Source organism: Micromonospora sp. WMMA1947, from assembly GCF_027497355.1.
Classification (GTDB): domain Bacteria; phylum Actinomycetota; class Actinomycetes; order Mycobacteriales; family Micromonosporaceae; genus Micromonospora.
Genome location: NZ_CP114909.1, coordinates 3,450,271 through 3,474,534, shown reverse-complemented (window position 1 = coordinate 3,474,534; position 24,264 = coordinate 3,450,271). Strand labels below are relative to the sequence as shown.

Below are 24,264 nucleotides of genomic sequence, written 5' to 3'. Positions count from 1 at the left end.
CTGCGGCGCATCTGTCCGCCGCCTCCTGACAGCGCTGGACCCTGCCTACGATCCTGCGCATGAACTCGCCGCGCCGGCGCCTTCTCAGCTGCCTCGTCGTGCCGTTGCTGGCTGCCTGCGGCGCCGAACCGTCCGAGACGGTGCCGCCGCCGGCATACACCTGCTGCGCGGACCTGGACGTCGACAAGCCCTACCACCCGGGCCAGACCTTGACCGTGCGGTGGACGGTCGAGCCGGGCTCCACCTCGTCGCAGGTCGAGTTGACCGCACATCTGACGGGCCCGTACGGCACGGTGGACGACCTGAAGGCCGCTTCGGCGGTGCCCGGGCTGGTCACCTTCACGGCGATACCGGTTCGGCCGGCGGCCGATTCCGGCGAGCGTCCCGTCAGCACGATCGTGATCGGTCCCGATGCCGAGCCGGGCTTCTACGACCTGGTCACCTCAGTGATCGACGGGGGCAACGCCACGTCCAGCGGCAGCAGCGTCGTCCAGGTCGCGGCCACGCAATGAGCGCCGAAAAAGCGTCATCGACTGCACCCACCCTCGGGTTGGCGCGAAGCGACGCGCAGCGAAAGCCCCTACCGAGATGACAATGGACGACGACGGTGATCGAAGGAGCTTCCCGTGATTGCCGGCGACCGGTCAGGACGGAACCTGGGCAAGCCTGAGCACGTGTTCGAAGCCGCGTTTCCGCGCGGGCGAATCCACCATCGGCAGGATCAGCGCTGGTATACCGGCAGAAACCGATCCGCCGTCACCGGCAGGATGATCACCGACCATCAGGGTCTGGCCCGGTGCGGCATGGAGGGCTTCGAGGGCGGCACCCCAGATCCGAGGGTCCGGTTTGACGAAGCCGACCTCGTAGGACAGTACGAACGCATCGACACAGCCGTCGAGTCCGTGCCGCGCGAAGCATGTGCGGATGTCCCAGCCGACGTTGCTGACGACACCGATGCGAACACCGCTGTCACGCAATGCGGACAGGGTGGCGACGGTGTCGGCGTACGGCTCGATCGCCTCGGCGTGTGTTTCGTGCAACATCGATGCCAGCGCCTGGTCCACCCCGGGAATCTGTTTCAGCACGGCGAGGATCGCCCGATCCCAGACTCGCGGATCCAGATCTCGGGCGATGTGGGCCGGATCCGTGGCCGTCTCCCGCAACAGTTCCGCGAAGTCGCCGGCAATACGGTGCGCCTCGCCGGCAGCCAATGCCCGGTCGATCGATGCCGCCGCGTTGCCCACCCAGCGCTCCGAGTTCCTGGCGAACAGAGTCCAGGCGAAGTCGAACAGCACTGTCGTCACGGGCTTGGCGGTCACCGCATCACCCTAGATCAACACGAAGATTACCGGGCTTTCTGGAGCGGCTATGTCTCGTGGCGAGCCAGGTTCGGCCCGGCACCAGCCGCCTCGGAACTCGACTCCGGGGACGCCGTCGATCAGGCGGCTGATGTCCACCACAGCCCCGAGCGACGCGGAGATGCTGCCGTGCAGCTCTGCGACCGCCGATTCGAGGTCGTCGTCTTCCGTCTGCCAGTCCACATCCGCATCTCGCAGCTCGGCGACTGCGCGATCGGTTAGTGCCTCGATGTCGGTGACCAGGACGTCGAGCCTGCAGTACAGGTGCAGAGGAAGCGGTGTCGAGGCGTGCGGATTTTCCACCCGGTAAGCATGCCGAAGCAAGCGTGAGTGAGGAAGATGCGCGCCCGCCGGGCGTGGCGCCCAGAGCCCCCGCGCCCGTGCCCGCTCGCCGGCTGCGACCTCGCAGACGGGGATACTCATCAGGTGGACGAGCGCGCCGAGTCAGCGATCGAAGCAGTTCGAGGCTACGCCGCCGCCCTGACGTACATTCGGTCGCGTTTGTTCGACGCCTACGCGGATCTCGGATGCGTCTCGGATCTGATGGCGGCAGTGAGGCATTCACGAAGGATGCCTCGGGAGGGCATGGCGAGCACTGGTATCGAGTACTCGGTTCATGGCGCCGGCTGCCGGATGACCGATCAGCACGACCAGGAGGTCGACATCGACCAGGTCGGCGGTGTTGAGGCATTCGACGTCTGGCGGATCACGCGCTTCCTGGACCGGAGTTCGGGAGCACGCCCCTCGGTCGAGGAGTTGCGTACGGCATGTGTCAACCTGGTCGAGCTGGGCGAGCTGCGAGAGGTGCAGGCCGGCCGCTGGTACGCCCTGCCCGATCACTGATTCGACCCACCGCGCACCTTCTGCCGAGCTGACAGGCATCCCACAGGACCCTTCGCGCCCGAGACGCTCGAGGTCCGATCAGCCGATCGGTGGTGAATCGATCGAGGGTCTCGGCATCCCCCGCACCGCCCGCTTCACCATCAGCGGCAGTCCGAGGCGGTCGACGATGGTCGACAGTGCGTCTGACATGTATCGTCACGCTTCCGCAAGATCCGCGAGATGGGATACGACGTGACGGTACGACGGTTCGGGCTCTGCGTGGCGGTTGCTGCGACGCTGCTCACCGCCTCGGCGTGTGGCCGCGCCGACGAGATGCCGAGCACGCCCACTGCCGTGGCGGCGAGTACCGCTACGGAGCCACCCATCGCAACGCCCACGGCGCCGACGGCCACGCCGAGCCGCACACCCGAGTCCTCCCCGACCGCCCGGCCCTCGGGGACCGCGCGGCCCTCCGGAACTCCCCGGTCCTCGGGAGCCCCCGCGGCGGCGCCCACGACCAGGAAGACCACGCAAGTGGCCGCCACCAGCAACAAGGCGGCCTGCACCGCCGTCAAGGGCTCGTTGGAGAAGGCCATCGCCGGTCTGATCACCCTGGGCGGGGTCGCCGCGAGTTCGACGGTAGAGGCCGAGCTCGTCAATGCCCGGGCGGAGGCGTCCACCCGGCTGATCAACCTCGGTGCGGTGGCGAACCGGGTGGCCGGCGAACAGGCGGATCGCACCCTGCGGAGCAACTTCAGGGCGCTCGCCGTGGCCGCCGGCCTGAAGGACGTCCAGGTCCGCTCGATCAAGCCCAAGCTCTCGAATGCGGAAGGGCTCGTGAAGGTCGCGAGCGACACCGGCGACCTGGAGAGCGCGGTCGACAAGCTCGAGCCGACCTGCGGCAGGTACTGGTAGCTCGGCTGAGTAGCGCGTTTCGCGTGGTGGGCGGCGGGCTCCTGGCAGTGGAAACGCCTCTCGACGTCTCCCACCACTCCCCGCCCGCCCGCCGACCTCCTGCGGACCGGACGCGGACCGCTGCCGACCATGAGTGCAGACAGATCACCGATGACGGCATCGAAGGCGTCCCGCCTTTCGATACGGTGACACTTCACGAGTCGCGCCCTTACCGTCGATGGCCTCGCCGTTCAGGAGGTGACGCGCGTGCACAGGGCCAGCCGTATGGTGTGGTGGCCGCTCAGCGTCTGCCTGATGGTGACGTCGGCAGCCTGCACGTCCTCAAGCGACTGCTCCCGGGGCGAGGCCGGCCCACCCGCGCCAACTGCGTCTCCGGGCACTGACCTCAGCGCGTCCCCGTCGCTTGACGTGAGCGCCAGGCAGGAGCCGTGTACCGTGTCTGTCGATGTGATCAAGGAACCGCCGGCGGCTTATCGGCTCGTGGGAGAGGACGTTGCGGTGCCCGCCCGGCCGGTGCTTCAAGCAGAGGAATCGGGGCAGTCGGATCCGGCAGCCCGGCTGTTCGCCAAATGGGGGCTGGTCGTACGCGGCGGCGCGGTGGTTGACCTTCGGGTGGCTTCCGGCTGGGAGGACAGGGCGCGCCTCGGATGGGGCTCGTCAGTGGTGCCGGCCGTGAGCGCCCATGTGCGCGCCTGCGCACCTGTCGATGACCAACCTCGGTGGCTGGCCTTCGTCGGCGGCACCTGGGTTGCGCGGCCAACCTGCCTACCGCTCACCATTCGGTCGCGGGGGCAGACGGCGCAGGTGCAGCTGGGCATCGGTGTCCCTTGCGACGGAACCGACCCGCCGAGTTCCTAGGAACGCTCGCCAGAGGAAACGCCGCTCGATATCCCTCCCTCGGCAACATGGCTTGAGGCTTACTCACCTAGGGCTCGAGCGTGGCGGGCATGCTGAAAGCGGTGACGTGACGGGCACCGATGAAGGCGTTGCTCTCGACGATCTTTCCGTTCTCGATCCGGAGTACGTCGACGACCAACGCCTCGTAGTGCGGGCTGCCGGGCCGACGGAGATAGTTGATCAGCGCCGGGCGCCCGTTGGCCGAGGTGGGAAACGTACGCCAGTCGAGCGGTCGGCCGAGGAACTCCGCGGCCGCGTCGATCCCGACGACCGGCGGCTCGGGCGGCATCGTGATCCGTACGTCCTCGGCGAGCAGTGCCCGGATCGTCTCCGGGTCCTTCGCGCTGGCGTAGCGGCGCAGGATCGCTTCGTCCTCCCTGGTGAGCTGCGGGCGGCGCCAGTCCTTCGGGTCCGACGGAGCGCGCCGCCGGAGGGTGTGGCGGGCCCGCTGGAGGAGGCTGTTGACGGCCGCTACGGGGGTGCCGAGCGAGGTCGCGATCTCCTGCGGCGTCCAGCCGTAGACGTCGCGCAGCACGAAGGCCGCCCGCTGCCGCGGCGGCAGGTACATGAGCGCGGCGATCACGGCCAGCTCGACGGTCTCCCGGGCGGCGAGGCCGGTCTGTGGATCGTCGGCCAGCAGGGCGTCGGGATAGGGACCGAGCTCGGTGGACCACTCCAGCGCATCACCGTAGGGAACCGTCCGGTGACCGGCCGCCTTGCGGCTGTCCAGGAAGATGTTCGTGGCGATCCGGTAGAACCAGGTGCGCGCTGACGCCCGACCCTCGAAGCGGTCGCGAGCCCGCCAGGCACGCAGGAAGGTCTCCTGCACCAGGTCGTCCGCGTCGGTGACGTTCCCGGCGAGGCGGTAGCAGTGGACGTGCAGTTCACGCCGGTGCTCGTCGAAGGCGCGCTGCAGCCAGACTGCCTGCTCGTCAGGCGAGTCGGACATGTGATTTCCCCGGGACTGAGTGGTGCTCACAACCGTACTGACGACCGCGGACCCCATCCGTCATCGGTCACCGATGACAATCGCCGACTCGGTCGTCTGTACCTGTGACCGATCCCCCTCCACGAAGGAGACAGCCATGACGACAACCCCCACGTCCGACGCCGCCGCGCCCCCGGTCGTCGACCGGGAGACCTGGCTGCGCAAGCGCGACGAACTGCTCGTACGGGAGAAGGCCCATACCCGCGAAGGAGACGCGATCGCAGCCGCTCGTCGTCAGCTGCCGATGACCTTGATGCCGGCGGTGACAGTGCGGGGCCCTGGCGGGGACATCCCGCTGGTGGAAGTGTTCGAGGGCCGCCGGATGCTCATCGCCTACTTCCACATGTGGCACGACGGCAATCCGTACGAGCATCAGTGTGAGGGGTGCACCTTCTCGACCTGTCACATGCAGACGCTGGACTACCTGCACGCTCGGGACGTCACCTATGCCGTGTTCTGCGAGGGCCCCTACGACGAAAGTGCCCCGTTCGCCGAGTTCATGGGCTACCGGTTCCCCTGGTATTCGGCGAAAGACTCCGACCCGGCTCTGGCCGACGGTCGTCACTTCGGGTTCATCGCGTGCTACCTGCGCGACGGCGACAACGTCTACGAGACCTACTGGACCACCGGGCGGGGCGTTGAGGCGTTGATGACCACCTACCACGCCCTGGACCTCACGGTGTACGGCCGGCAGGAGAACTGGGAGAACTCGCCTGAAGGCTGGCCGCGGGGCAACGGGCACCCGTGGCGTCTCGACGGCCGCCCCACCGCGCAATGGTCACGCCCCGGCGTCGCACCGCGATGACGTCCTGATCATGGCAGCGGCCATCACCGGGACGCGTCCCGCTTGACGTCCATCAGCTCAAGCACCTCGTCGCTGAGTCCATGGATCGCGATGTCGTCACGGTGGCTCTCCCACCGCTCGCGGTCGAGCACCAGGTTGATCTGCTCCTGACGGGCACCGTCGAAGGTCCGAATAGTGGTGCCGTTCGACTGATAGCCAAGCGACCACGAGACTCCCAGCGACGGCGCGTTGGTGGACCAGGCGGCGGACTCGGCGCGATCCGCTCCCAGCCCGGCGAACGCAAGGTGCAGGATGGCGCGCCGCATCTCCTTGCCATAACCACGCCGCTGGAACCGCCGCGCGATCCATGACCCCGTCGAAACGGTCTTCGTGATCCCGAAATCCTGCGCGCCGATCTCCTGCACCCCGACGCACGCGCCATCGACCTTCACAGCCATGACCAGGTTCCATCTGCTCGGCCGCCAGTCCGCCAGGGACGCCCAGTAGTACCGCAAGAACGACCACTCTGCCTGGGGAGACGGTCCGGACTCCCATCCCGCTACTGGCGAACGCGCCAGAAAGCGGTTCTGCGGATCGTAGATGCCGGCTGCCGCATGGATCGCCAGTTCAGCAAGCTCGTCCTCACCCGGCACAGCCAGCTCAAGCACGGACGTCGTCACCCGCAGACGGTGCACGGGCCAGATCTCGGCCAATGTCATCCGAGCATCATGCCCCGTCCTGCCGTCTGCCGTCGCCCGACGATGGTGGCGGATCTCTGAGGCGGGCCGGGGTTCGGGGCGGAGCCGCGAGGTCTTCAAGCTCTTGTCGTCCGTCAGCGTGGCCGGTCGGCGCGGGCCCGCTCGCGGGCCGCCTTGATCTGACAGAGCGGAATTCGGCAACGCAGACCGCACGGGCCATGTCTTCCGTCGGCTGATGCGCGACACCCGTCCGCCAACTGATCGGCGACACCTACGCGCTGGTCGCGGCATGAGCGAGCGTCAGCGATGATGGCGCGACCGTTCGGATGGGGAAACGATGACGACACGACCGACTCTGTTCCTGACGGTAGGACTGCCAGGTACCGGGAAGACCACAGAAGCGCGGCGCATAGAAGCCGAGGAGCAGGCTCTTCGCCTCACGAAGGACGAGTGGGTAAAGGCCCTGTACGGCCTCGCGAACCCGCCGTCGGCCTCGGACGTGATCGAAGGACGGCTCATCGAGATTGGGCTGCGCGCCCTCAATCTCGGCATCAACGTCGTCATCGACTTCGGCCTCTGGGGTCGAGATGAGCGCTCCGCGCTACGGCAGGCAGCTGCCGACCTCGGCGCGGCGGTGGAGATGCGCTACTTCGAACTCCCACCGGCCGAGCAGCGGAGACGACTTGACCGGCGCCAAGCCGAAGAGCCGCACACGACGTGGCACATGTCCGACGAGGAACTCGCCGGGTGGGCTGCCGTCATCAGCATCCCGACCGAAGGGGAACTCGACGGCAGTGAACCTGTCGATTGCCCGCCGGCAGGATTCGCGACTTGGGAGGACTGGCGCAGGCATCGCTGGCCTCCATCGGTCCCCTGACACAAGGATTCCCAAGCCCGCCACCCGTCGGCAGATACCGATGCTCGGGCACGCTTCGGCGGCCATGACGTTGGACGTGTAAGCGCACCTGTTCGAGGACGAAGTGGCTAACCAGGGAAAACATGTGGTGGGGCGGGCGGGGTTCGAACCCGCGACCGAGGGATTATGAGTCCCCTGCTCTAACCGGCTGAGCTACCGCCCCGTGACCGCGCCGGATCGTAACCCGCCGATCGCTGCGCGGACCACCACCTACCGGGCGGAAACACGGCCGCGACAGCACGATGGGCTACGCGAGGATAACAACGCGCAACCCGTCGACCAATCGCTCACGCTCGCCGCAACTGCGCGAGGACCGCGCCGGCCGTCCGCCACCCGCTGGCGAGCGCTCCCTGGATGGACGGACTGTCCCGGTGGTCGCCTGCTACGTACAGGCCGTCGCCGAGCGCCACCGGTTTGCGCAGCCGGCCCTGTGGTGGCGGTGCGGCCGGGAGCGCCTCCGGCACGGCGACGGTGGTGAGGTGGGTCCAGTCGGCGGTGGAGCGGCCGTAGAGGCGGTCCAGTTCGCGCCGGATCACCGGTTCGGGCGGTGCCTGCGGGCCGACCACCGAGGTGGCGACCAAATGCTGGCCGTCGGGGGCGTACGTGGGCGCGGCCCGGCTCACCACCACCGTGTTGGCGACGAGCTCGCGCCGGTCGCCGTCGAGCAGCAGGATCGGCTCGTCCAGTGGCGCCGTGCCGGAGCGGTGGTAGTAGGTGGTGTACGCGTGCATGCGTACCCGCGGCAGCCCTGGCAGCAGCGTGGCCGCCGCCGGCGGGTCGGCGGCGACCACGACGGCGCGGGCGGTGATCTCGCCGGACGGGGTGCGGACCCGGCCGGGCGCGACCTCGGTGACCGGGCTGTTCAGCTCGATCAGCTCGGCGGGAAGCGGCACGGCGAGCGCCCGGGGCAGCGCCGCCATGCCGTCCGCCGGCAGGCCGATCCGGCCCCGGGCGAAGGAGCGCATGATGACCGCGAGGACGTGGCTGGAGGTGGCCAGCTCGCGGTCGAGCAGCACGCCGGACAGGAACGGCCGCAGCAGTTCCTCGATGATCGCGTCGGAGAGCCCGGCCCTTCGCAGCGCCGTCTCGGCGCTGGTCTCGGGTGTGCCGAGCAGCCGGCCGACCGGCACCGTCGCGTAGCCGGCGGCGAGCGCGGCGAACCGCAACCGGTCGGTCAGTGATCCGATGCCGGCGGTGAGCGTGCCGGGCGCGCCGGTCGGTTCGCGCAGCGGGTTGACCAGGCGTTCCAGCCGGTCGCCACGGCGTACCAGCACGCCGGGCGTGAACCAGCTCATCCCGAGCGCGCCGACGTCGACCAGGCCGGTGAGTCGCGGGTACGCGGCGTTGAGCACCTGGAAGCCCCGGTCCAGCAGGAACCCGTCGACCCGGTCGGTGGCGACCCGCCCGCCGAGCCGGTCGCCCGCCTCCACCAGCCGCCAGGGCACGCCGGCGCGGTGCAGCCGCCGGGCGGCGGCGAGACCGGCCAGGCCGCCGCCGACTACCACCACGTCCGTGTCAGGCACGGTCCACCCCCGCCCCGGCCCGGTCGCCCTCGCGGTGCGACCGCGACAAGCGGCCCGGCCACCAGACCTTCGGCCCGATGTCGTACGCGAGCGCGGGCACCAGCAGCGAGCGGACCACGATGGTGTCGAGGAGGACGCCGACGGCTACCGCCACGCCCAGCTCGACGAGCACCACGAGCGGCAGGACGGCGAGCGCGGAGAACGTGGCGGCGAGCACGATGCCGGCGGAGGTGATCACGCCGCCGGTGACGGCCAGTCCGGCGAGCACACCGGCGCGGGTGCCGCGGCGTACCGACTCCTCGCGGACCCGGCTCATCAGGAAGATGTTGTAGTCGATGCCGAGCGCGACCAGGAAGACGAACGCGAACAGCGGGAACGACTGGTCGACGCCGGGGAAGTCGAAGACGTACCGGAACAGCAGCGCGCACAGGCCCAGCGTGGCCAGGAACGACAGCACCACCGTGGCGATCAGCAGCACCGGTGCGACGAGGGCGCGCAGCAGCAGCGCCAGGATGACCGCGATGACGAGCAGCACCAGCGGGATGATGACGTCGCGGTCGCGTACCGAGGCGTCGGCGGTGTCGACGTTGATCGCGGTGAAGCCGCCGACCACGGCGTCGGCGCCGGGTACCCGGTGCACCGCCTCGCGCAGGTCGCGGATGGTGCGTTCGGCGCCGTTGCTGTCCGGCGGGTCGGCGAGCGTGACGTTGAGCTGCACCCGCCCGTCGACCACCTTCGGGGGCGCGTCCGGGTCGGGCGGCGCGTTCTCGCCCCGCTCGCCGAGCGGCAGCACCGAGGCGACTCCCGGTACGCCCTGCGCCACCTGGGCGACCTGCCGCGCGGTGTCCTGGGTGGTGAAGATGGTGGCGGGGCTGCCGGTGCCGGCCGGGAAGTGCCTGTCGATGACCTCCTGCCCGGCCACCGAGTCGGTGCGCTGGGTGAACAGCTGCGACTGGCCGAGGGTGGTGGCGCCGAGCTGGGTCACCCCGATCGCGAGCACTGCCAGCGCGACGGCGGTGACGACCCAGACGGTACGCGCGCGGCGCGCCACGAAACCGGCGATCCGCGCCCAGATGCCGTGTTCGGCGCGCGGGTCGGCCTGGTCGTACCGGGGTCGCCGGGGCCAGAACGCCCAGCGGCCGCCGAGGACCAGCAGCGCGGGCAGGAACGTGAGCATCACCAGCAGCGTGGCGGCGATGCCGACGGCGCTGACCGGGCCGAGCGCGCGGTTGGAGTTGAGGCTGGACAGCAGCAGGCAGAGCAGGCTGACGATGACTGTGGCGCCGGAGGCGATGATGGCCGGGGCGGCGCCCTTCCAGGCGGTCCGCATCGCGTCCCAGGGCCGCTCGTGCCGGTGCAGTTCCTCCCGGTAGCGGGCGATGAGCAGCAGCGCGTAGTCGGTGCCGGCACCGAAGACGAGCACGGTGAGGATGCCCTGCGCCTGCCCGTTGAGCTTGACGATGTCGTGGTCGGCGAGCAGGTAGACGAAGACGGCGGCGAGCGAGTACGACATCCCGGCGGCCAGCAGCGGGAAGATCCACAGCACCGGGCTGCGGTAGACGACGAGCAGGATGACGAGCACCACTGTGAGCGTGACCAGCAGCAGCGGCCCGTCGATCGCGCTGAACACCTCGATCAGGTCGCCGAGCAGCCCGGCGGGTCCGGCCACGTCGACGGTGAGCCCGTCGCGGTCCGGGCCGGCGATGTCGCGCAGGCGTTCCACAACGGACCGGATCTGTTCGCCCTCGGCGCTGTCGATCGGCACGATCACCTGGGCGGCCTGCTTGTCCTGGCTGACGATCGGCGGCGGCAGCGGGCCGACCACGCCCGGCACCTCCGCGAAGCGGGCCGCGTCGGCCTGGATGCGCTGCTGGTCGGCCGGGGTGAGGCCGCCGGGGCGTTCGTAGACCACGAGTGCCGGGGTGGTCTCCCGGTCGACGAATCCGGCGGCGAGGTCCTGCGCCCGGGTGGCCTCGGCGTCGGCCGGCAGGAAGGAGGCGTTGTCGTTGGTGGAGACCTCGCAGAGCTTGCCGGAGTACGGGCCGGCGATGCCGCCGACGATCAGCCAGCCGAGCACCACCGCCACCGCGATCAGCGTCGCGGTCCAGCGGCTGCGTCCTGCGGCCATCTCCACCGTCCTCGAATCGACGCATCAATCGACGCAGCGGGAGTCTAGGTCGACGCCGACCATCCTGCCCGGCGAACGAGGACTCGCGGGCGGAAACCGGGCAGCCGGGCACGCGCGAGGGGAGGCAGGAACGACGAACGCCCGCCGGATCTACCGACGGGCGTGACGTGGAGCGAAGCTCCCCCGATTGGACTCGAACCAATAACCTGCCGGTTAACAGCCGGCTGCTCTGCCAATTGAGCTACAGGGGACCGTGCACCGCTCGGTTCGGATCTCTCCGCTCCGTGCGACGGGGACAAGAGTACAGGACATCGGGGGGTGGTGCGCCAGGGGGTTGCCGGGACCGGACCCGACCGGCGGACGCGCCAGAATTCCGGACAAATCGTCATCTCGGCACAGGGAGGCATGAGCGGAGAGCAGGATGGGTAGTTAGCCGTCGACAGAGAACGCAGGCGCGAGACGGTCGTTCCGCCAAGCTGGCGGGAAACCGGCGAGAGCGTCAGGTACGGAAGGAGCCGCCATGCGCGGAAAGATCATGTTTCTTGGCGGGCTGGCTGCGGGATTCGTCCTGGGCGCCCGTGCCGGCCGGGAGAAGTACGAGGAGCTGGTGGTCCGCGGGCGCAAGGTGCTCGACCACCCGACCGTCCAGGAGGCGGCCGGGGTCGCGCAGGCCCAGGCGAACCGGCTCTACTCGGAGGGCAAGGACAAGCTGGGGCAGACCAAGCTCGGTGAGAAGCTCGCCACCAACGGCGGCAAGCCGGGCATGACCGACGCCGACAAGCCGTTCGCCGGTACGCCGGCCGCGGTCGGCAGCCGCAGCGCCAACGGGACGGGCTCGACCAGCGCGTCCGGCTCGACCACCACCGGCACGAGCACCAAGCCGTCCAGCACCGGCAACACGCTCTGACGTAAGCGGACAGCGGGCCGGTCACCTCCGGGTGACCGGCCCGCTCCCGTGTGCGCGGGCGGCGGTGTGGCACATTCTCCGTGGGGAGGTGACCACATGCCGATGGTCGGACCGGAGACGGCGGATCAGGCGCGACTGCTGCGCCTGCTGCGCGACGACGGCCCACGCTCCCGGGTCGAACTGGCCGACCTCCTCGGCCTGCCTCGGGCCCGGTTCGCCGCCGAGGTGGACCGGCTGACCGCGCTCGGCCTGGTGGAGACCGCCGGTCCGGCCGCGTCCCGGGGCGGACGCCGCTCGTCGCTGCTGCGCATCGGCGCGCAGGTCCGGTTCGGTGCGGTGCTCGTCGGCGACGGCGTGCTGCGGGTCGCGCTCACCGACGGTGAGCTGAACCCGCTCGCCCGCCACGACGAGCCGGTGGACGTCCGGCTCGGCCCGGACGTGGTGGTCGGCCGCGTCGTCGAACTGCTCGGCAAGCTGCGCGTCGAGGCGGGACTGGCGTCGCTCACCGGCGTCGGCGTCGCGCTGCCCGCGCCGGTCGAGGTCCGCGACGGCACGCCGGTCTCCGCGCCGGCCCTGCCCGGCTGGCACCGCTACCCGGTACGCGACACGCTCGCCGCCGAACTGGGCTGCCCGGTGCAGGTGGACAACGACGCCAACGCGATGGCCCTCGGCGAACGGCACGCGGGCACCGGGCGCCCGTTCGACGACTTCCTCTACGTCAAGCTGGGTGAGGCGATCGGCTGCGGGCTGGTGCTCGCCGGCGCGCTGTACCGGGGCGCGGCCAGCGGGGCGGGCGACATCGGCCACTTCCAGCTCACCGAGGACGGGCCGCTCTGCGGCTGCGGCAACAACGGGTGTGTCGAGGCGTACTGCGGGGATGTCGCACTGGTGCGGGAGGCGGTGAGCGCCGCGCGGGCCGGGCGCTCGACGGCGCTGGCGGACCGGCTGGCGGCGGCCGGGACGCTGTCGGTGGCCGACGTGGCGGCGGCGGCAACCGAGGGCGACCCGGCGGCGCAGACGCTCGTGCGCGACGCCGCCCGCCGGCTCGGGCGGGTGCTGGTCGGGCTGGTCAGCTTCGTCAACCCGGCCATCGTGATCATCGGCGGTGCGCCGGTCGGGATCGGGCCGGTGCTGCTCGCGGAGATCCGGGGCGTGGTCTACCGGCGGTCCACGCCGCTGGCCACCGGCAGCATGCCGATCGTCCTGTCCGACCTCGGCGACACCGCCGGCCTGATAGGCGCGGCCCACCTGGTCAGCACCCAGACCTACGCCGCCCGCTAGCCCCCACCCCCTCGCCGCCCCACCCCACCCTCCACGCCGTCGATCTTGCACTTGCGGCCCACGGGATGTCGGTTACACCCGTTTTGGCAGGGCCGCAACTGCAAGATCGCGGGGGCGAGGAGGGCGAGGGCGGGGCGGGGTGAGGTGAGGTGAGGGGTCAGTCGCGGCTGCTGAAGGCGGCGTCGAAGGCGGCTGACGGGGCGTCGAAGGCCAGGCGGCGGACGAACTGGAGTGCCTCCGGCGCGCCGACCAGGCGGTCCATGCCGGCGTCCTCCCACTCGACCGAGATCGGGCCGTCGTAGCCGATCGCGTTCAGCGCCCGGAAGCAGTCCTCCCACGGCACGTCGCCGTGGCCGGTGGAGACGAAGTCCCAGCCGCGCCGCAGGTCGGCCCACGGCAGGTGGGAGGAGAGCCGGCCGCGCCGCCCGTCCCCGGTACGAACCTTCGCGTCCTTGCAGTCCACGTGGTAGATCCGGTCGGCGAAGTCAAAGATGAAGTTCACCGGGTCCAGCTCCTGCCAGACGAAGTGCGACGGGTCCCAGTTGAGCCCGAACGCCTCCCGGTGCCCGATCGCCTCCAGCGTGCGCTTGGTGGTCCAGTAGTCGTACGCGATCTCGCTGGGGTGCACCTCGTGCGCGAACCGCACGCCCACCTCGTCGAAGACGTCCAGGATCGGGTTCCACCTGTCGGCGAAGTCCTGGTAGCCGCGCTCGATCATGGCCGGCGGCACCGGCGGGAACATGGCCACCGTGTGCCAGATCGACGAACCGGTGAAGCCGACGACGGTACGGACGCCGAGCTTCGCCGCCGCCCGTGCGGTGTCCTTGATCTCCTCGGCGGCTCGCTGCCGCACCCCCTCCGGCTCGCCGTCGCCCCAGATCCGGGCCGGCAGGATGTCCTGGTGGCGCTCGTCGATCGGGTGGTCGCAGACCGCCTGGCCGACCAGGTGGTTGGAGATGGCGAACACCTGGAGGTTGTGCTTGGCCAGAGTGGCCCGCTTGCGCTCCACGTACGAGTCGTCGGCGAGCGCCTTGTCCACCTCGAAGTGGTCGCCCCAGCAGGCGATCTCCAGCCCGTCGTAGCCCCACTCGGCGGCGAGCCGGCAGACCTCGTCGAACGGCAGATCGGCCCACTGGCCGGTGAAGAGCGTGATGGGTCGCGCCATTGTCCTTCTCCCCTGTGGTGATGGGGGATTCCGTCACGGACCGGGGCGAGGACGACCGGAGGCGGCGGTCGCGTGGGCACCGGTGGACGCCGGAGCGTCTGCTCCCGGACGGGTTGCGCCTCCCGCCGGGTCACCGGCCACCTCGCGGTCGCCGCCTCCACTCTATGGCCTCCGTCAGGGCAGGGTCCAGCGCTGGTTCGCCGCACCCGTGCAGGTCCACAGGTGCACCGCCGTGCCGTCGGCCGAGTTGTTGCCGGACACGTCCAGGCACTTGCCGGACTGCGGGTTGCGTACCGTCCCGTCGGCCTGCGCCGACCAGTTCTGCGCACCCGTGCCGTTGCACGCGTACAGCTGGATCTTCGTGCCGTTGGCGTTGCCACCGCCCGACACGTCGAGGCACTTGCCCAGCGCCTTCACCGGCCCGTTCGGCGTCACCGTCCACGCCTGCGCCGTCGAGCCGTTGCAGGTGTAGAGCTGGATCTGCGTCCCGTCGGCCGACGACCCGTTGCGCACGTCCAGGCACTTGCCGGCCAGGCCCCGGATCGGGCCGGTGCCACCGCTCGCGGTGCCGCGGACCAGTGTGAAGTCGTCGACGTCGAACAGCCCGGAGCCGCTGCCGGTGAACGTCAGGTGCACGGCCTGCGTACCGGACGGCACGCCGGTGAGCGCGGTGCTCACGTCGGCGAACGTGGTCCAGCTGCCGGTGTTCGGCACCGCCACCTGGCCGAGCACCGGCCCGGTCGGCGAGCCGGTCCGCACCTGGAGCGTGCCACCCGGGCCGCCGGAGACCACCCGGGCGCGCAGCAACGTCACACCGGTCAGGTCCAGCCCCGGGTACGCGGCCCAGTCGCCCGGGTCCACGTACCCCAGGGTCTGGCCGCCGTTGGCGCCGGCCTTGGGGTACGCGCTGACGCCGCTGGCCGATCCGAACGCCTCGGCCTGGACGGTGGTGTTGCCGGTCGGCGGCGGCGTGCCGCCGAGTTCCTTGATCCGGATGTTGCGGAACGAGACGTCGTCGCCGGTGCCGTGGTTCTGGATGCCGACGTGCCCGGCGAGCGACCGGACCGGGTCGGTGTTGGTGAAGTCGTTGATGCGGACGCCGTTGAGGAAGACCTGGAGTCGTTCGGACTCGACCAGGATCTCGTAGGTGTTCCACTCCCCCGCCGGGTTGAGCGCCGCGTCCCGGGCCGCCAGGTCGGCGGACTTGAAGCCGTAGATCGCGCCGGTGGTCCGGTCGGCTGCGTCGGTGGGGTCGATCTGCACCTCGTAGCCGTTGTCGACCGCCGAGTTCGGGTCGCTCGACGGCGGGAATCCGACGAACACGCCCGAGTTGTCGTCACCGGCCAGCCGCCAGTCCAGCTTCAGCGAGTAGTTGGTGAACTGCTTCGCGCTGTACCAGTACAGGCCCATGCCGCCGACCGAGGTGAGCGTGGCGTCGGCGTTGGTGAAGCTGCCCGGCCCGGCCTGGGACCAGCCGGTGGTGCCGCCGTTGTAGAGCGCGGTGTAGCCGGTCTCCGGCCGGCAGTCGGCCTTCGTGCGCCCGGCCGCGTAGCGGATGCCGCCGAGCAGGTGGTTGCGGAACGCCGCGTCGGCGTACGACGCCTGGGTGTGGCCGCCGCCGGTGTAGAAGGACCGGCCGCCGCTGTACGTCTTGCACCAGGCGTGCGGGTGGTCGCCGCCCATCGAACCCCCGGAGTACGAGGACTCGTCGAGGCTGGCGAGCACGTGCGCGGTGGAGCGGGCGTTGGTGCGGTAGTCGTACCACTCGTCGGTGCGGTTCCACTGCTGGGGCAGGTGCGCGGTCGCGGCGTGCGCCCGGTCCTCCACCTTGACCGTGGCCGGCTGGATGGCCGGGTGGGAGGCGAACCAGGCGCCGACCAGGTTGCCGTAGAACGGCCAGTCGTACTCGGTGTCGGCGGCGGAGTGGACGCCGACGTACCCGCCGCCGGCGCCGATGTACGCCTCGAACGCCGACTGCTGGCTGGCGTTGAGGACGTCGCCCGTGGTGTTGAGGAAGATCACCGCCTCGAAACGGGCCAGGTTGGCGGTGGTGAACTGGGCGGCGTCCTCGGTCGCGGTGACGGTGAAGCTGTTCGCCGCGCCCAGTTCCCGTACCGCCTGCACGCCGGTGGCGATGGAGTCGTGGCGGAAACCGGCGGTCTTGGAGAAGACGAGCACGTCGTAGGGGGCGTCGGCGGCGGTGGCCGGACCCGCGGGCGCCGTGCAGGCGATGGTGGCGAGGACGGCGGTCACCGCCCCCAGTGCGGTACGCAGGAGTTTCATCTGGTTCTCCTTCATCCTCAGGGCAGGGTCCAGCGCTGGTTCGCGGCACCCGTGCAGGTCCACAGGTGCACCGCCGTGCCGTCGGCCGAGTTGTTGCCGGACACGTCCAGGCACTTGCCGGACTGCGGGTTGCGCAGCGTCCCGTCGGCCTGCGCCGACCAGTTCTGCGCACCCGTGCCGTTGCAGGCGTACAGCTGGATCTTCGTGCCGTCGGCGGTGGCCCCGCCGGAGACGTCCAGGCACTTGCCGAGCGCCTTCACCGTGGCGTTCGGGGTCACGGTCCACGACTGCGCCGTCGTGCCGTTGCAGGTGTAGAGCTGGATCTGGGTGCCGTCCGCGGTCGCCGCGTTGCGCACGTCCAGGCACTTGCCGGCCAGGCCCTTGACCGGGCCGGTCCGGACGGCCGAGGTGGTGAGCGTGAACGCGTCCAGGTCGTAGAGCGCCCCGCTGCCCCCGGCGAACGTCAGGTAGAGCGTGGTGGTGCCGGCCGGCGGATTGGCGATCGTGCCGGTGACTGTGGTGAACGTGTCCCAGGCGCCGGTGACCGGGACGGTGGCCGAGCCGAGCACGGTGCCGGTGGCCGAACCGGCCCGCACCTGCAGCGTGCCGCCGGCCCCGGCGGACGAGACCCGCGCGGTGAACCCGGTGGCGTCGGCGAGCAGGTACGGCTGGAACGCGATCCAGTCGCCGTTCTGGATGTCGCCGACGGTCTTGCCGCCCTCGGCGGTGGCCTTGTCGAACGTGTTGATCCCGGACGAGGTCCTGAAGTGCTCGGCCTGCCGGTGCCGGGGCTGGAGCGTGTGCTGGGTGTGCGTGGTGAGGCCGCCGGAGTCGGTGTACTCGGCGTCGAAGACGGCGAAGATGTTCGCCGCGTCGTCGTGCTCACCGTCGACGGGTACGGCGATCGAGCCGGTGCAGCCGGTCGCCGAGGTGATCTGGTGGCCGTGCTGGTCGTGGCCGAGCACGTAGGTCATCTTGACCTTCGTGCAGTCGATCGTGGCGTCCTCCGGGTCGGTGACGGTGATCCGGAACGGCACGGCGTCGCCGAAGGAGAACAGCTTGCCGTTGCCGGGCGTCTCGATGACCACTGTGGGCGCGGTGTTGCCGACGGTGACAGTCACGCTCGCGGTGCCGGTGGCGCCCTGCGGGTCGCGGACGGTGAGCGTGGCGGTGTACCTGCCGTTCGCGGTGTAGGTGTGCGAGGGGTTCGCCGCGGTGGAGGTGCCGCCGTCGCCGAACGTCCAGGCGTACGTGAGCGCGCCGCCCTCGGGGTCGGACGAGCCGGCCGAGGAGAACGCCACAGCGAGCGGCGCGGCGCCGGAGGTCCGGTCGGCGGCGGCGCGGGCCACCGGGGCGCGGTTGGCGCCGCCGAGGTAGTCGAAGCGGTACAGCGCCGAGTTGGCGTCGCCGTTGAAGTAGCCGGTGCCGTAGTCGAGCACGTAGTAGGCGCCGTCCGGGCCGAACGCGGAGTCCATCACCTGCTTGCCGGTCCAGCCGAACGTGTCGATGGTGCCGGGTGAGCCGTCGGCGTTGACGTGGATCGGCTTGATCCAGCCCCGGCCGAACTCGGTGGCGAAGAACTGCCCGTCGAAGGACTGCGGGAACTTCGTGGTGGACGGGTTCGCCGCGTCGTACCGGTAGACCGGGCCGCCCATCGGCGACTCGGAGCCGCCGCCGAACTCGGGCGGGCTGCCGGCGTCACCGGCGTAGCGGATCCAGGACGGCTTCGCCGCCGGCAGCGTGGCCAGGCCGGTGTTGCGGAAGGAGTTGTTCGTCGGACCACCGGTGCAGTTGTACTTCGGTCCGGCGGTGCCGGTGGCGAAGTCCCATTCGGCGTACGTCTCGGCCGCCGTGTTGGTGCCGGTGCAGTACGGCCAGCCGTAGTTGCCGGGCCCGGTGACCCGGTTGAACTCGACCTGCCCGGACGGGCCGCGGGCCGTGGTGGTGCCGGCGTCCGGCCCGTAGTCGCCCACGTAGACGACGCCGGTGGCCTTGTCGACGCTGATCCGGAACGGGTTGCGGAAGCCCATCGCGTAGATCTCCGGGCGGGTCCGCGCGGTGCCGGGCGCGAAGAGGTTGCCGGCCGGGATGGAGTACGTGCCGTTGGCGTTCACCTTGATCCGCAGGATCTTGCCCCGCAGGTCGTTGGTGTTGCCGGCGCTGCGCTGCGCGTCGTACCCGGGGTTGCGGTTGGTGCGCTCGTCGATCGGCGCGTAACCGGCGGAGTCGAACGGGTTCGTGTCGTCACCGGTGGACAGGTAGAGGTTGCCGGCGGCGTCGAAGTCGATGTCGCCGCCGACGTGGCAGCACAGCCCCCGGTCGGCCGGTACGTCGAGCACGTCGACCTTGCTGGCCTGGTTGAGCGTGAAGTCGGCGTTGAGCGTGAACCGGGAGAGCCGGTTGACGCCCTGCCAGGCGGAGAAGTCGGTGCCGGTGGCGGGCGCGTCCCCGGCCGGGGTGGACAGCGGCGGCGCGTAGTAGAGGTAGATGTGCCGGTTCGAGGCGAAGCCGGGGTCGACGCCGACGCCCTGGAGCCCTTCCTCGTCGTGGGTGTAGACCGGCAGCGTGCCGATGACAGTGGTGGCGCCGGCCGCGTCGGTGCGGCGCAGCGTGCCGTTGCGGGCGGTGTGCAGGACCGACCGGTCCGGCAGCACCGCGAGCGACATCGGTTCGCCGGTCTCGGCGACACCGCGGGCGAGTTCGACCTGCTGGAAGTCGCTCGCCGGGATCGGGTGGGCGGACGCCGGGACGGGCGCCGCGGCCGCGGTGACGGCGCTGGCGGTGGCCGCGAGCAGCAGCGCTGCGGCAGCGGCGAACGGTCGTCGGGCACGGGGGTGGTGGTGGCTGGACATGCTGTGCTGTCCTTCCTGACGCGCGCAGCCAGGACCGGGCGCGCGTCGCGCCGGATGCCGAGCGGGGGATGCTGCGCCTCGCCGAGGCGGGCGGTGCGGGGGCGGTCACCTCGACGAAACAGCGTTGTGCTGTGCACGACATTAAGACCTTTCGATCAGCGTGTCCATAGCTTCTGATCGATCGGCTTTCACTTTCGGCGCTCAGCGACAAAAGTAGGTGTCACTCGTGGCGGTCGACCGCCCGCTCCACGAGCCCGGCCAGCACCCGCCGCGCCGGCTCCGCCAGCGGCAGCGCCTCCAGCGCGAGCACCGACGCCTCGGCCCGGGTACGGATCATCCGCTCCACCGCATCCCGGGCGCCGGACTCCTCGACGATGCCCCGCACCTCGGCGGCACCCGCCTGATCGAGTTCACGATCGCCGACCAGCTTCTCCAGCCGGGCCGCGCCGGCCGGGGAGGCGGACGCCCGGGCCAGCGCCAGCAGCACCGTCGGCTTGCCCTCCCGCAGGTCGTCCAGGTTGGACTTGCCGGTCACCGCCGGGTCGCCGAAGACGCCGAGCAGGTCGTCACGGAGCTGGAACGCGTCCCCGAGCGGATCGCCGAACCCGGCCAGCGCCGCCACCTCCTCCGGCGCCGCACCGGCGAGCGCGGCGCCGATCTGCACCGGACGGGTCACCGTGTAGCGGGCCGTCTTCAGCCGTACCACGGTGAGCGCGCCCGCCACCGAGCCGTCCCCGGCCGCCCCGACCACGTCCAGGTACTCCCCCGCGATCACCTCCGAGCGCATCCGGGCCAGCAGCACGTGCCCCCGGTGCAGCCGCTCGGGCGGCAGCCCGCATCCGTGGAACATCTGCGCCGACCAGGTGGCACAGAGGTCACCGCAGAGCAGCGCCGCCTGCCGCCCGTACGCCGTGGCGTCGCCCGGCCGGCCGGAGCAGGTGTGCAGGTCGGCGAAGAACCGGTGCAGCGTCGGCGCGCCCCGGCGACGGTCGCTGCGGTCCACGATGTCGTCGTGGATCAGCGCGAACGCGTGGAACAGCTCCAGCGAGGCGGCGGCGGTCACGATCGGCGAGCCGTCCGGGCCACCGAACCCCCGCCAGCCCCAGTAACAGAACAACGGGCGCATCCGCTTACCGCCGGCCAGGACGAACCAGCGCACAGCGGTGTGGACGGCCCCCGTACCGTCGTCCGGCCGATCCGGCTCTCTCGCGTCCAGGAACGCGGCTAGCGCGGCGTCGAAGCGGCCCCGCAGCAGGGCCGGATCGGTCGGTGCGACGGTTACGGTCATGGTGCCTCCCTGGCCAGCCCGGCGAGTTCGAGCAGCAACGCCTTCACATCGGTGGCCTCCACCCGGGGCCGGATCGCGGCCCGGTCGGAGCAGATCAGCACCGGGCCGTCCGCCGGGTCGGCGGGCAGGCGCCCGTGTGAACCACGTACCGCCCGCGCGCCCGCGTCCAGCCCGACCACGGACATCAGGTAGCGCAGCCCGAGCTTCTTGCGGGCCAGCGCCACCGCCGCGCGGCGCTTCGCCGCACCCGGCGCGGCCGGGTCGAAGAACAGCTCCGCCGGGTCGTAGCCGGGCTTGCGGTGGATCTCCACCAGCCGGGCGAAGTCGGGCGCCCGCGCGTCGTCGAGCCAGTAGTAGTACGTGAACCAGGCGTCCGGCTCGGCCACCAGCACCAGCTCGCCCGAGCGGGGGTGATCCAGCCCGTACCCGGCCTGCCCGGCGGCGTCGAGCACCTCGGCCACGCCCGGCAACGACGCGCAGAGCTTCGCCACCGCCGGCACGTCCGCCGGATCCTTGACGTAGACGTGCGCCACCTGGTGGTCGGCCACCGCGAACGCCCGTGACGTCCACGGGTCGAGGTATTCCATCCCGGCCTGGGTGTAGACCCGCAACAGCCCTTCGGCGCGCAGCATCCGGTTCACGTCCACCGGGCGGGACACGTCGGTGATGCCGTACTCGGACAACGCCACCACCGTAGCTCGCTGCTCGGCCGCGGCGTCCAGCAGCGGAGCGAGCACGGTGTCCAGTTCGGCCGCCGCGGTGGCGGCCCGCGCGTCGGACGGGCCGAAGCGTTGCAGGTCGTAGTCGAGGTGCGGCAGGTAGACCAGGGTCAGGTCGGGGGCGTGGTCGGCGAGGATGCGCTGCGCCGCCCGGCTGATCCAGGCCGAGGACGGCAGCCCGGCGCCCGGCCCCCAGTAGCTGAACAGCGGGAACGTGCCGAGCGCGTCGGTGAGCGTGTCCCGCAGCTCGGGCGGGTCGGTCCAGCAGTCCGGCTCCTTGCGGCCGTCGGCGTGGTAGACCGGCCGTGGCGTGACCGTCCAGTCCACGTCCGCGCCCATCGCGTACCACCAGCAGACGTTGGCGACCCGGTAGCCCGGCTCGACGCGGCGGGCCGCCTGCCACACCTTCTCGCCGCCCACGAGCGCGTGGTGCTGCCGCCAGAGCAGCACCTCGCCCAGGTCGCGGAAGTACCAGCCGTTGCCCACCACGCCGTGCCCGGAGGGCAGCTCGCCGGTGAGGAACGTGGCCTGCGCCGAGCAGGTCACCGCCGGCAGCACGGTGCCCAGTTCGGCCGCGAACCCGGCGTCGGCCACCGCGCGCAGCCGGGGCATGTGCGCCAGCAGCCGCGGCGTCAGCCCGACCACGTCGAGCACCACCAGCCGCCGGCTCACGAGGGCACGCCTTCCGCCGCTCGCAGGCCCGGAGCGCCCTGCGCGCCGCCGTCGGCCAGCCCGAGCGCGGTCAGCTCGTCGCGGGCGAACGCCAGCTCGGCGGCGATGCCGGCGGCCAGCTCCGCGTCGCCGCGCGGCCGCCGCGCCTCCGGCAGCACCCCCCAGGTGTACGTCTCGACGTCGAGGTGGTCGCAGCCGGCGACCGGGCCGGCGAACAACGCGGCGAGCGCCTCACGCAGCACCGGCACCGTGGAGCGCAGTGGCGGCTCGGGCGGGGCGTGCAACGGCACGTGGTAGTGCACCCGCCACGCCCCTGGTAGCCGCGCGTCGAGCGCGGCGTCGAGGTCGTCGGCCGCGTACGCCGGGTCGGCCGGGTCGGTGGCGCCGGCGCACCCGGCCGCCCGGGTCTGGTGCAGGAACCTCGGTTCGACGAACCGGCGCAGCGCCGCGCTCGCGCCCGCCGGGTCCGGCGCCTCGACGGCGGCGGACACCTGGACCTTGACCACGGGGAGACCGGCGGCACGCAGCCCGGCCAGGGCATCGGCCGGCTGCTCCCAGGCGCACGCCAGGTGTGCGAGGTCCAGGCAGATCCCGAGCCGGTCGGTATCCATGTCTGAGAATACCTCACATGCTTGTCCCGTCGACTCGACCAGGCAGCCGGGTTCCGGCTCGAAGCCGACCCGGATCACCCGGCCGGTCTCCCGCTGCACTGCGGCCAGTCCGTCGGCCAGCGCGTCCAGCCGGCGCCGGGCGGTGGCCGTCCGCCCGGCGTCCCACGGGGTGCGCCAGGCCAGCGGCAGCGTCGAGACCGAACCGCGGGCGGCGTCGTCGGGCAGCAGGTCGGCCAGCACCCGGGCCAGGTCCAGCGTGTACGCCGACCGCTGCGGCGTGGTCCAGTCCGGGTGGTACACCGCGCCCTTGACCACCGGGGCCTGGAACGCGGCGTACGGGAAGCCGTTGAGCGTGACCACCTCCAGCCCGCGTACGGTCAGCTCGTGCCGCAGCCAGCGGCGGGCCGACGGGTCGGCGGCGAGCGCGGCGGCCACCGGCGCGGCCAGCCAGAGGCCGAGCCCGAGCCGGTCGGTGTCGAGTGCCCGGCGCACCGCCACCGCGTACGTGTCGAGTTGCGCGACGATGCCGGGGAGGTCCTCGGCCGGGTGCACGTTCGTGCAGTAGCCGAGGTGGACGGTGGTGCCGTCGGTGTGTCGCAGCCGCATCACTGCCCCCCACGCGCGATCGAGTTGCCGGCGAAGGTGGGCGCGGCGGCCTCCAGGTCGGTCAGGTCGAGCCGGCCGGACTGGCCGTAGAACTCGACCGGGTTGCGCCACAGCACCCGGTCCACGTCGTCGGCGTCGAACCCGGCGAGCAGCATCGCCTCCCCGGTGGCCCGGGTGAGCAGCGGATCCGAGCGGCCCCAGTCGGCCGCCGAGTTCACCAGCATCCGCTCGGTGCCGTACCGCTTCAGCAGCTCCACCATGCGCGGCGGCGACATCTTCGTCTCCGGGTAGATGGAGAAGCCCAGCCAGCAGCCGGTGTCCCGGACCAGCTCGACTGTGACCTCGTTGAGGTGGTCGATCAGCACCCGGCCGGGCGCGATGCCGGACTCGGCGACCACGGCGAGGGTGCGCTCCACGCCGCGCGCCTTGTCCCGGTGCGGTGTGTGCACCAGCGCCGGCAGGTCGTGCGCGACCGCCAGGGCGAGCTGACCGGCCAGCGCGGCGTCCTCGGCCGGCGTCATCGCGTCGTAGCCGATCTCGCCGACCGCCACCACGCCGTCCTTGTCCAGGTAGCGGGGCAGCAGGTCGAGCACCGGCCGGCAGCGCGGGTCGTTCGCCTCCTTCGGGTTCAGCGCCACAGTGGCGTGGTGCCGGACCCCGAACTGGCCAGCCCGGAACGGCTCCCACCCGATCAGCGAGTCGAAGTAGTCCACAAAGCTGTCCACGCTGGTGCGCGGCTGGCCCAGCCAGAACGCCGGCTCGACCACCGCGCGGACCCCGGCGGCGGCCATCCGCTCGTAGTCGTCGGTGGTGCGGGACGTCATGTGGATGTGCGGGTCGAAGATGCGCAT

At 71.3% G+C, this 24,264-nt stretch carries 20 protein-coding genes and 2 tRNA genes; 7 read left to right on the top strand and 15 right to left on the bottom strand.

Annotated elements, in window-relative coordinates:
* The first annotated feature begins 59 nt into the window (after positions 1–59).
* Positions 60–512, top strand: a complete 453-nt coding sequence (locus tag O7604_RS16670) for a hypothetical protein (protein WP_281577059.1) — start codon at positions 60–62, stop codon at positions 510–512.
* A 132-nt stretch (positions 513–644) separates the two neighbouring features.
* Here the strand turns inward: O7604_RS16670 and O7604_RS16665 are convergent, their stop codons facing one another.
* Both O7604_RS16665 and O7604_RS16660 read right to left on the bottom strand, forming a co-directional pair.
* A complete protein-coding gene (locus O7604_RS16665) occupies positions 645–1,319 on the bottom strand; it encodes an HAD family hydrolase (protein ID WP_281577058.1) in 675 nt (224 codons plus the stop codon).
* A 9-nt stretch (positions 1,320–1,328) separates the two neighbouring features.
* Positions 1,329–1,661 carry a hypothetical protein gene (locus O7604_RS16660; protein ID WP_269704656.1) on the bottom strand — a complete coding sequence of 111 codons (333 nt, stop codon included), beginning with the start codon at positions 1,659–1,661 and terminating at the stop codon, positions 1,329–1,331.
* 123 nt (positions 1,662–1,784) lie between these two features.
* Between O7604_RS16660 and O7604_RS16655 the strand changes: the two genes are divergently transcribed.
* On the top strand, positions 1,785–2,201 hold the full coding sequence (locus O7604_RS16655; RefSeq protein ID WP_281577057.1) for a hypothetical protein: 417 nt from the start codon (positions 1,785–1,787) through the stop codon (positions 2,199–2,201).
* A 513-nt stretch (positions 2,202–2,714) separates the two neighbouring features.
* Positions 2,715–3,095 carry a hypothetical protein gene (locus tag O7604_RS16650; protein ID WP_269704653.1) on the top strand — a complete coding sequence of 127 codons (381 nt, stop codon included), beginning with the start codon at positions 2,715–2,717 and terminating at the stop codon, positions 3,093–3,095.
* Between the two features lie 925 nt (positions 3,096–4,020).
* Here O7604_RS16650 and O7604_RS16645 read toward each other — a convergent pair.
* Positions 4,021–4,941 (bottom strand): RNA polymerase subunit sigma-70, encoded by a 921-nt coding sequence (locus O7604_RS16645; protein WP_269704652.1) that lies wholly within the window; start codon positions 4,939–4,941, stop codon positions 4,021–4,023.
* 136 nt (positions 4,942–5,077) lie between these two features.
* Between O7604_RS16645 and O7604_RS16640 the strand changes: the two genes are divergently transcribed.
* The gene (locus O7604_RS16640) at positions 5,078–5,785 is read left to right on the top strand and encodes a DUF899 family protein (RefSeq protein WP_281577056.1); all 708 of its coding nucleotides are present in this window, start codon (positions 5,078–5,080) and stop codon (positions 5,783–5,785) included.
* 23 nt (positions 5,786–5,808) lie between these two features.
* Here O7604_RS16640 and O7604_RS16635 read toward each other — a convergent pair whose 3' ends face one another.
* Positions 5,809–6,483: a GNAT family protein gene (locus tag O7604_RS16635; RefSeq protein ID WP_269704650.1), complete on the bottom strand. Its 675-nt coding sequence runs from the start codon at positions 6,481–6,483 to the stop codon at positions 5,809–5,811.
* Positions 6,484–6,799: 316 nt separating this feature from the next.
* On the opposite strand from O7604_RS16635, the gene O7604_RS16630 reads away from it, so the two are divergent.
* Entirely contained in the window at positions 6,800–7,339 is a 540-nt protein-coding gene (locus O7604_RS16630; protein ID WP_281577055.1) for an ATP-binding protein, read from the top strand.
* A 125-nt stretch (positions 7,340–7,464) separates the two neighbouring features.
* Here O7604_RS16630 and O7604_RS16625 read toward each other — a convergent pair.
* The 4 genes from O7604_RS16625 to O7604_RS16610 form a co-directional block, all read right to left on the bottom strand.
* Positions 7,465–7,541, bottom strand: a tRNA-Ile gene (locus O7604_RS16625).
* A gap of 124 nt (positions 7,542–7,665) precedes the next feature.
* The gene (locus tag O7604_RS16620) at positions 7,666–8,901 is read right to left on the bottom strand and encodes an FAD-dependent oxidoreductase (protein ID WP_281577054.1); all 1,236 of its coding nucleotides are present in this window, start codon (positions 8,899–8,901) and stop codon (positions 7,666–7,668) included.
* A complete protein-coding gene (locus tag O7604_RS16615; protein ID WP_281577053.1) occupies positions 8,894–11,029 on the bottom strand; it encodes an MMPL family transporter in 2,136 nt (711 codons plus the stop codon). The genes O7604_RS16620 and O7604_RS16615 overlap by 8 nt, the downstream gene beginning before the upstream one ends.
* Before the next feature lie 178 nt (positions 11,030–11,207).
* Positions 11,208–11,280, bottom strand: a tRNA-Asn gene (locus O7604_RS16610).
* 269 nt (positions 11,281–11,549) lie between these two features.
* Here O7604_RS16610 and O7604_RS16605 point away from each other — a divergent pair.
* A complete protein-coding gene (locus tag O7604_RS16605) occupies positions 11,550–11,936 on the top strand; it encodes a hypothetical protein (protein WP_135241524.1) in 387 nt (128 codons plus the stop codon).
* 96 nt (positions 11,937–12,032) lie between these two features.
* On the top strand, positions 12,033–13,217 hold the full coding sequence (locus O7604_RS16600) for an ROK family transcriptional regulator (RefSeq protein WP_281577052.1): 1,185 nt from the start codon (positions 12,033–12,035) through the stop codon (positions 13,215–13,217).
* A gap of 157 nt (positions 13,218–13,374) precedes the next feature.
* On the opposite strand, the gene O7604_RS16595 is transcribed toward O7604_RS16600, so the two are convergent.
* The 7 genes from O7604_RS16595 to O7604_RS16565 all read right to left on the bottom strand — a co-directional run bounded on the left by O7604_RS16595 (position 13,375) and on the right by O7604_RS16565 (position 24,264).
* Positions 13,375–14,382: a sugar phosphate isomerase/epimerase family protein gene (locus tag O7604_RS16595; protein ID WP_043329109.1), complete on the bottom strand. Its 1,008-nt coding sequence runs from the start codon at positions 14,380–14,382 to the stop codon at positions 13,375–13,377.
* A 174-nt stretch (positions 14,383–14,556) separates the two neighbouring features.
* Entirely contained in the window at positions 14,557–16,665 is a 2,109-nt protein-coding gene (locus tag O7604_RS16590; RefSeq protein ID WP_281577051.1) for a ThuA domain-containing protein, read from the bottom strand.
* Positions 16,666–16,682: 17 nt separating this feature from the next.
* Positions 16,683–19,517 carry an RICIN domain-containing protein gene (locus O7604_RS16585; RefSeq protein WP_281577050.1) on the bottom strand — a complete coding sequence of 945 codons (2,835 nt, stop codon included), beginning with the start codon at positions 19,515–19,517 and terminating at the stop codon, positions 16,683–16,685.
* Between the two features lie 220 nt (positions 19,518–19,737).
* A complete protein-coding gene (locus O7604_RS16580; protein WP_269704643.1) occupies positions 19,738–20,805 on the bottom strand; it encodes a polyprenyl synthetase family protein in 1,068 nt (355 codons plus the stop codon).
* Complete coding sequence (locus O7604_RS16575) at positions 20,802–22,196, bottom strand: nucleotide pyrophosphatase/phosphodiesterase family protein (protein ID WP_281577049.1); 1,395 nt, start codon at positions 22,194–22,196, stop codon at positions 20,802–20,804. Before O7604_RS16575 ends, O7604_RS16580 begins: the two co-directional genes overlap by 4 nt.
* The gene (gene eboE, locus O7604_RS16570; RefSeq protein WP_281577048.1) at positions 22,193–23,413 is read right to left on the bottom strand and encodes a metabolite traffic protein EboE; all 1,221 of its coding nucleotides are present in this window, start codon (positions 23,411–23,413) and stop codon (positions 22,193–22,195) included. Before eboE ends, O7604_RS16575 begins: the two co-directional genes overlap by 4 nt.
* Entirely contained in the window at positions 23,413–24,264 is an 852-nt protein-coding gene (locus O7604_RS16565; RefSeq protein ID WP_269704640.1) for a TatD family hydrolase, read from the bottom strand. Before O7604_RS16565 ends, eboE begins: the two co-directional genes overlap by 1 nt.

Excerpts from the sequence above, each read along its gene's own strand:
- O7604_RS16670 (WP_281577059.1), top strand. The coding sequence starts at position 60 with ATGAACTCGCCGCGCCGGCGCCTTCTCAGCTGCCTCGTCGTGCCGTTG.
- O7604_RS16645 (WP_269704652.1), bottom strand. The coding sequence starts at position 4,941 with ATGTCCGACTCGCCTGACGAGCAGGCAGTCTGGCTGCAGCGCGCCTTC.
- O7604_RS16640 (WP_281577056.1), top strand. The coding sequence starts at position 5,078 with ATGACGACAACCCCCACGTCCGACGCCGCCGCGCCCCCGGTCGTCGAC.
- O7604_RS16635 (WP_269704650.1), bottom strand. The coding sequence starts at position 6,483 with ATGACATTGGCCGAGATCTGGCCCGTGCACCGTCTGCGGGTGACGACG.
- O7604_RS16630 (WP_281577055.1), top strand. The coding sequence starts at position 6,800 with ATGACGACACGACCGACTCTGTTCCTGACGGTAGGACTGCCAGGTACC.
- O7604_RS16615 (WP_281577053.1), bottom strand. The coding sequence starts at position 11,029 with ATGGCCGCAGGACGCAGCCGCTGGACCGCGACGCTGATCGCGGTGGCG.
- O7604_RS16605 (WP_135241524.1), top strand. The coding sequence starts at position 11,550 with ATGCGCGGAAAGATCATGTTTCTTGGCGGGCTGGCTGCGGGATTCGTC.
- O7604_RS16600 (WP_281577052.1), top strand. The coding sequence starts at position 12,033 with ATGCCGATGGTCGGACCGGAGACGGCGGATCAGGCGCGACTGCTGCGC.
- O7604_RS16595 (WP_043329109.1), bottom strand. The coding sequence starts at position 14,382 with ATGGCGCGACCCATCACGCTCTTCACCGGCCAGTGGGCCGATCTGCCG.
- O7604_RS16590 (WP_281577051.1), bottom strand. The coding sequence starts at position 16,665 with ATGAAACTCCTGCGTACCGCACTGGGGGCGGTGACCGCCGTCCTCGCC.
- O7604_RS16585 (WP_281577050.1), bottom strand. The coding sequence starts at position 19,517 with ATGTCCAGCCACCACCACCCCCGTGCCCGACGACCGTTCGCCGCTGCC.
- O7604_RS16580 (WP_269704643.1), bottom strand. The coding sequence starts at position 20,805 with ATGACCGTAACCGTCGCACCGACCGATCCGGCCCTGCTGCGGGGCCGC.
- eboE (WP_281577048.1), bottom strand. The coding sequence starts at position 23,413 with ATGCGGCTGCGACACACCGACGGCACCACCGTCCACCTCGGCTACTGC.
- O7604_RS16565 (WP_269704640.1), bottom strand. The coding sequence starts at position 24,264 with ATGCGCATCTTCGACCCGCACATCCACATGACGTCCCGCACCACCGAC.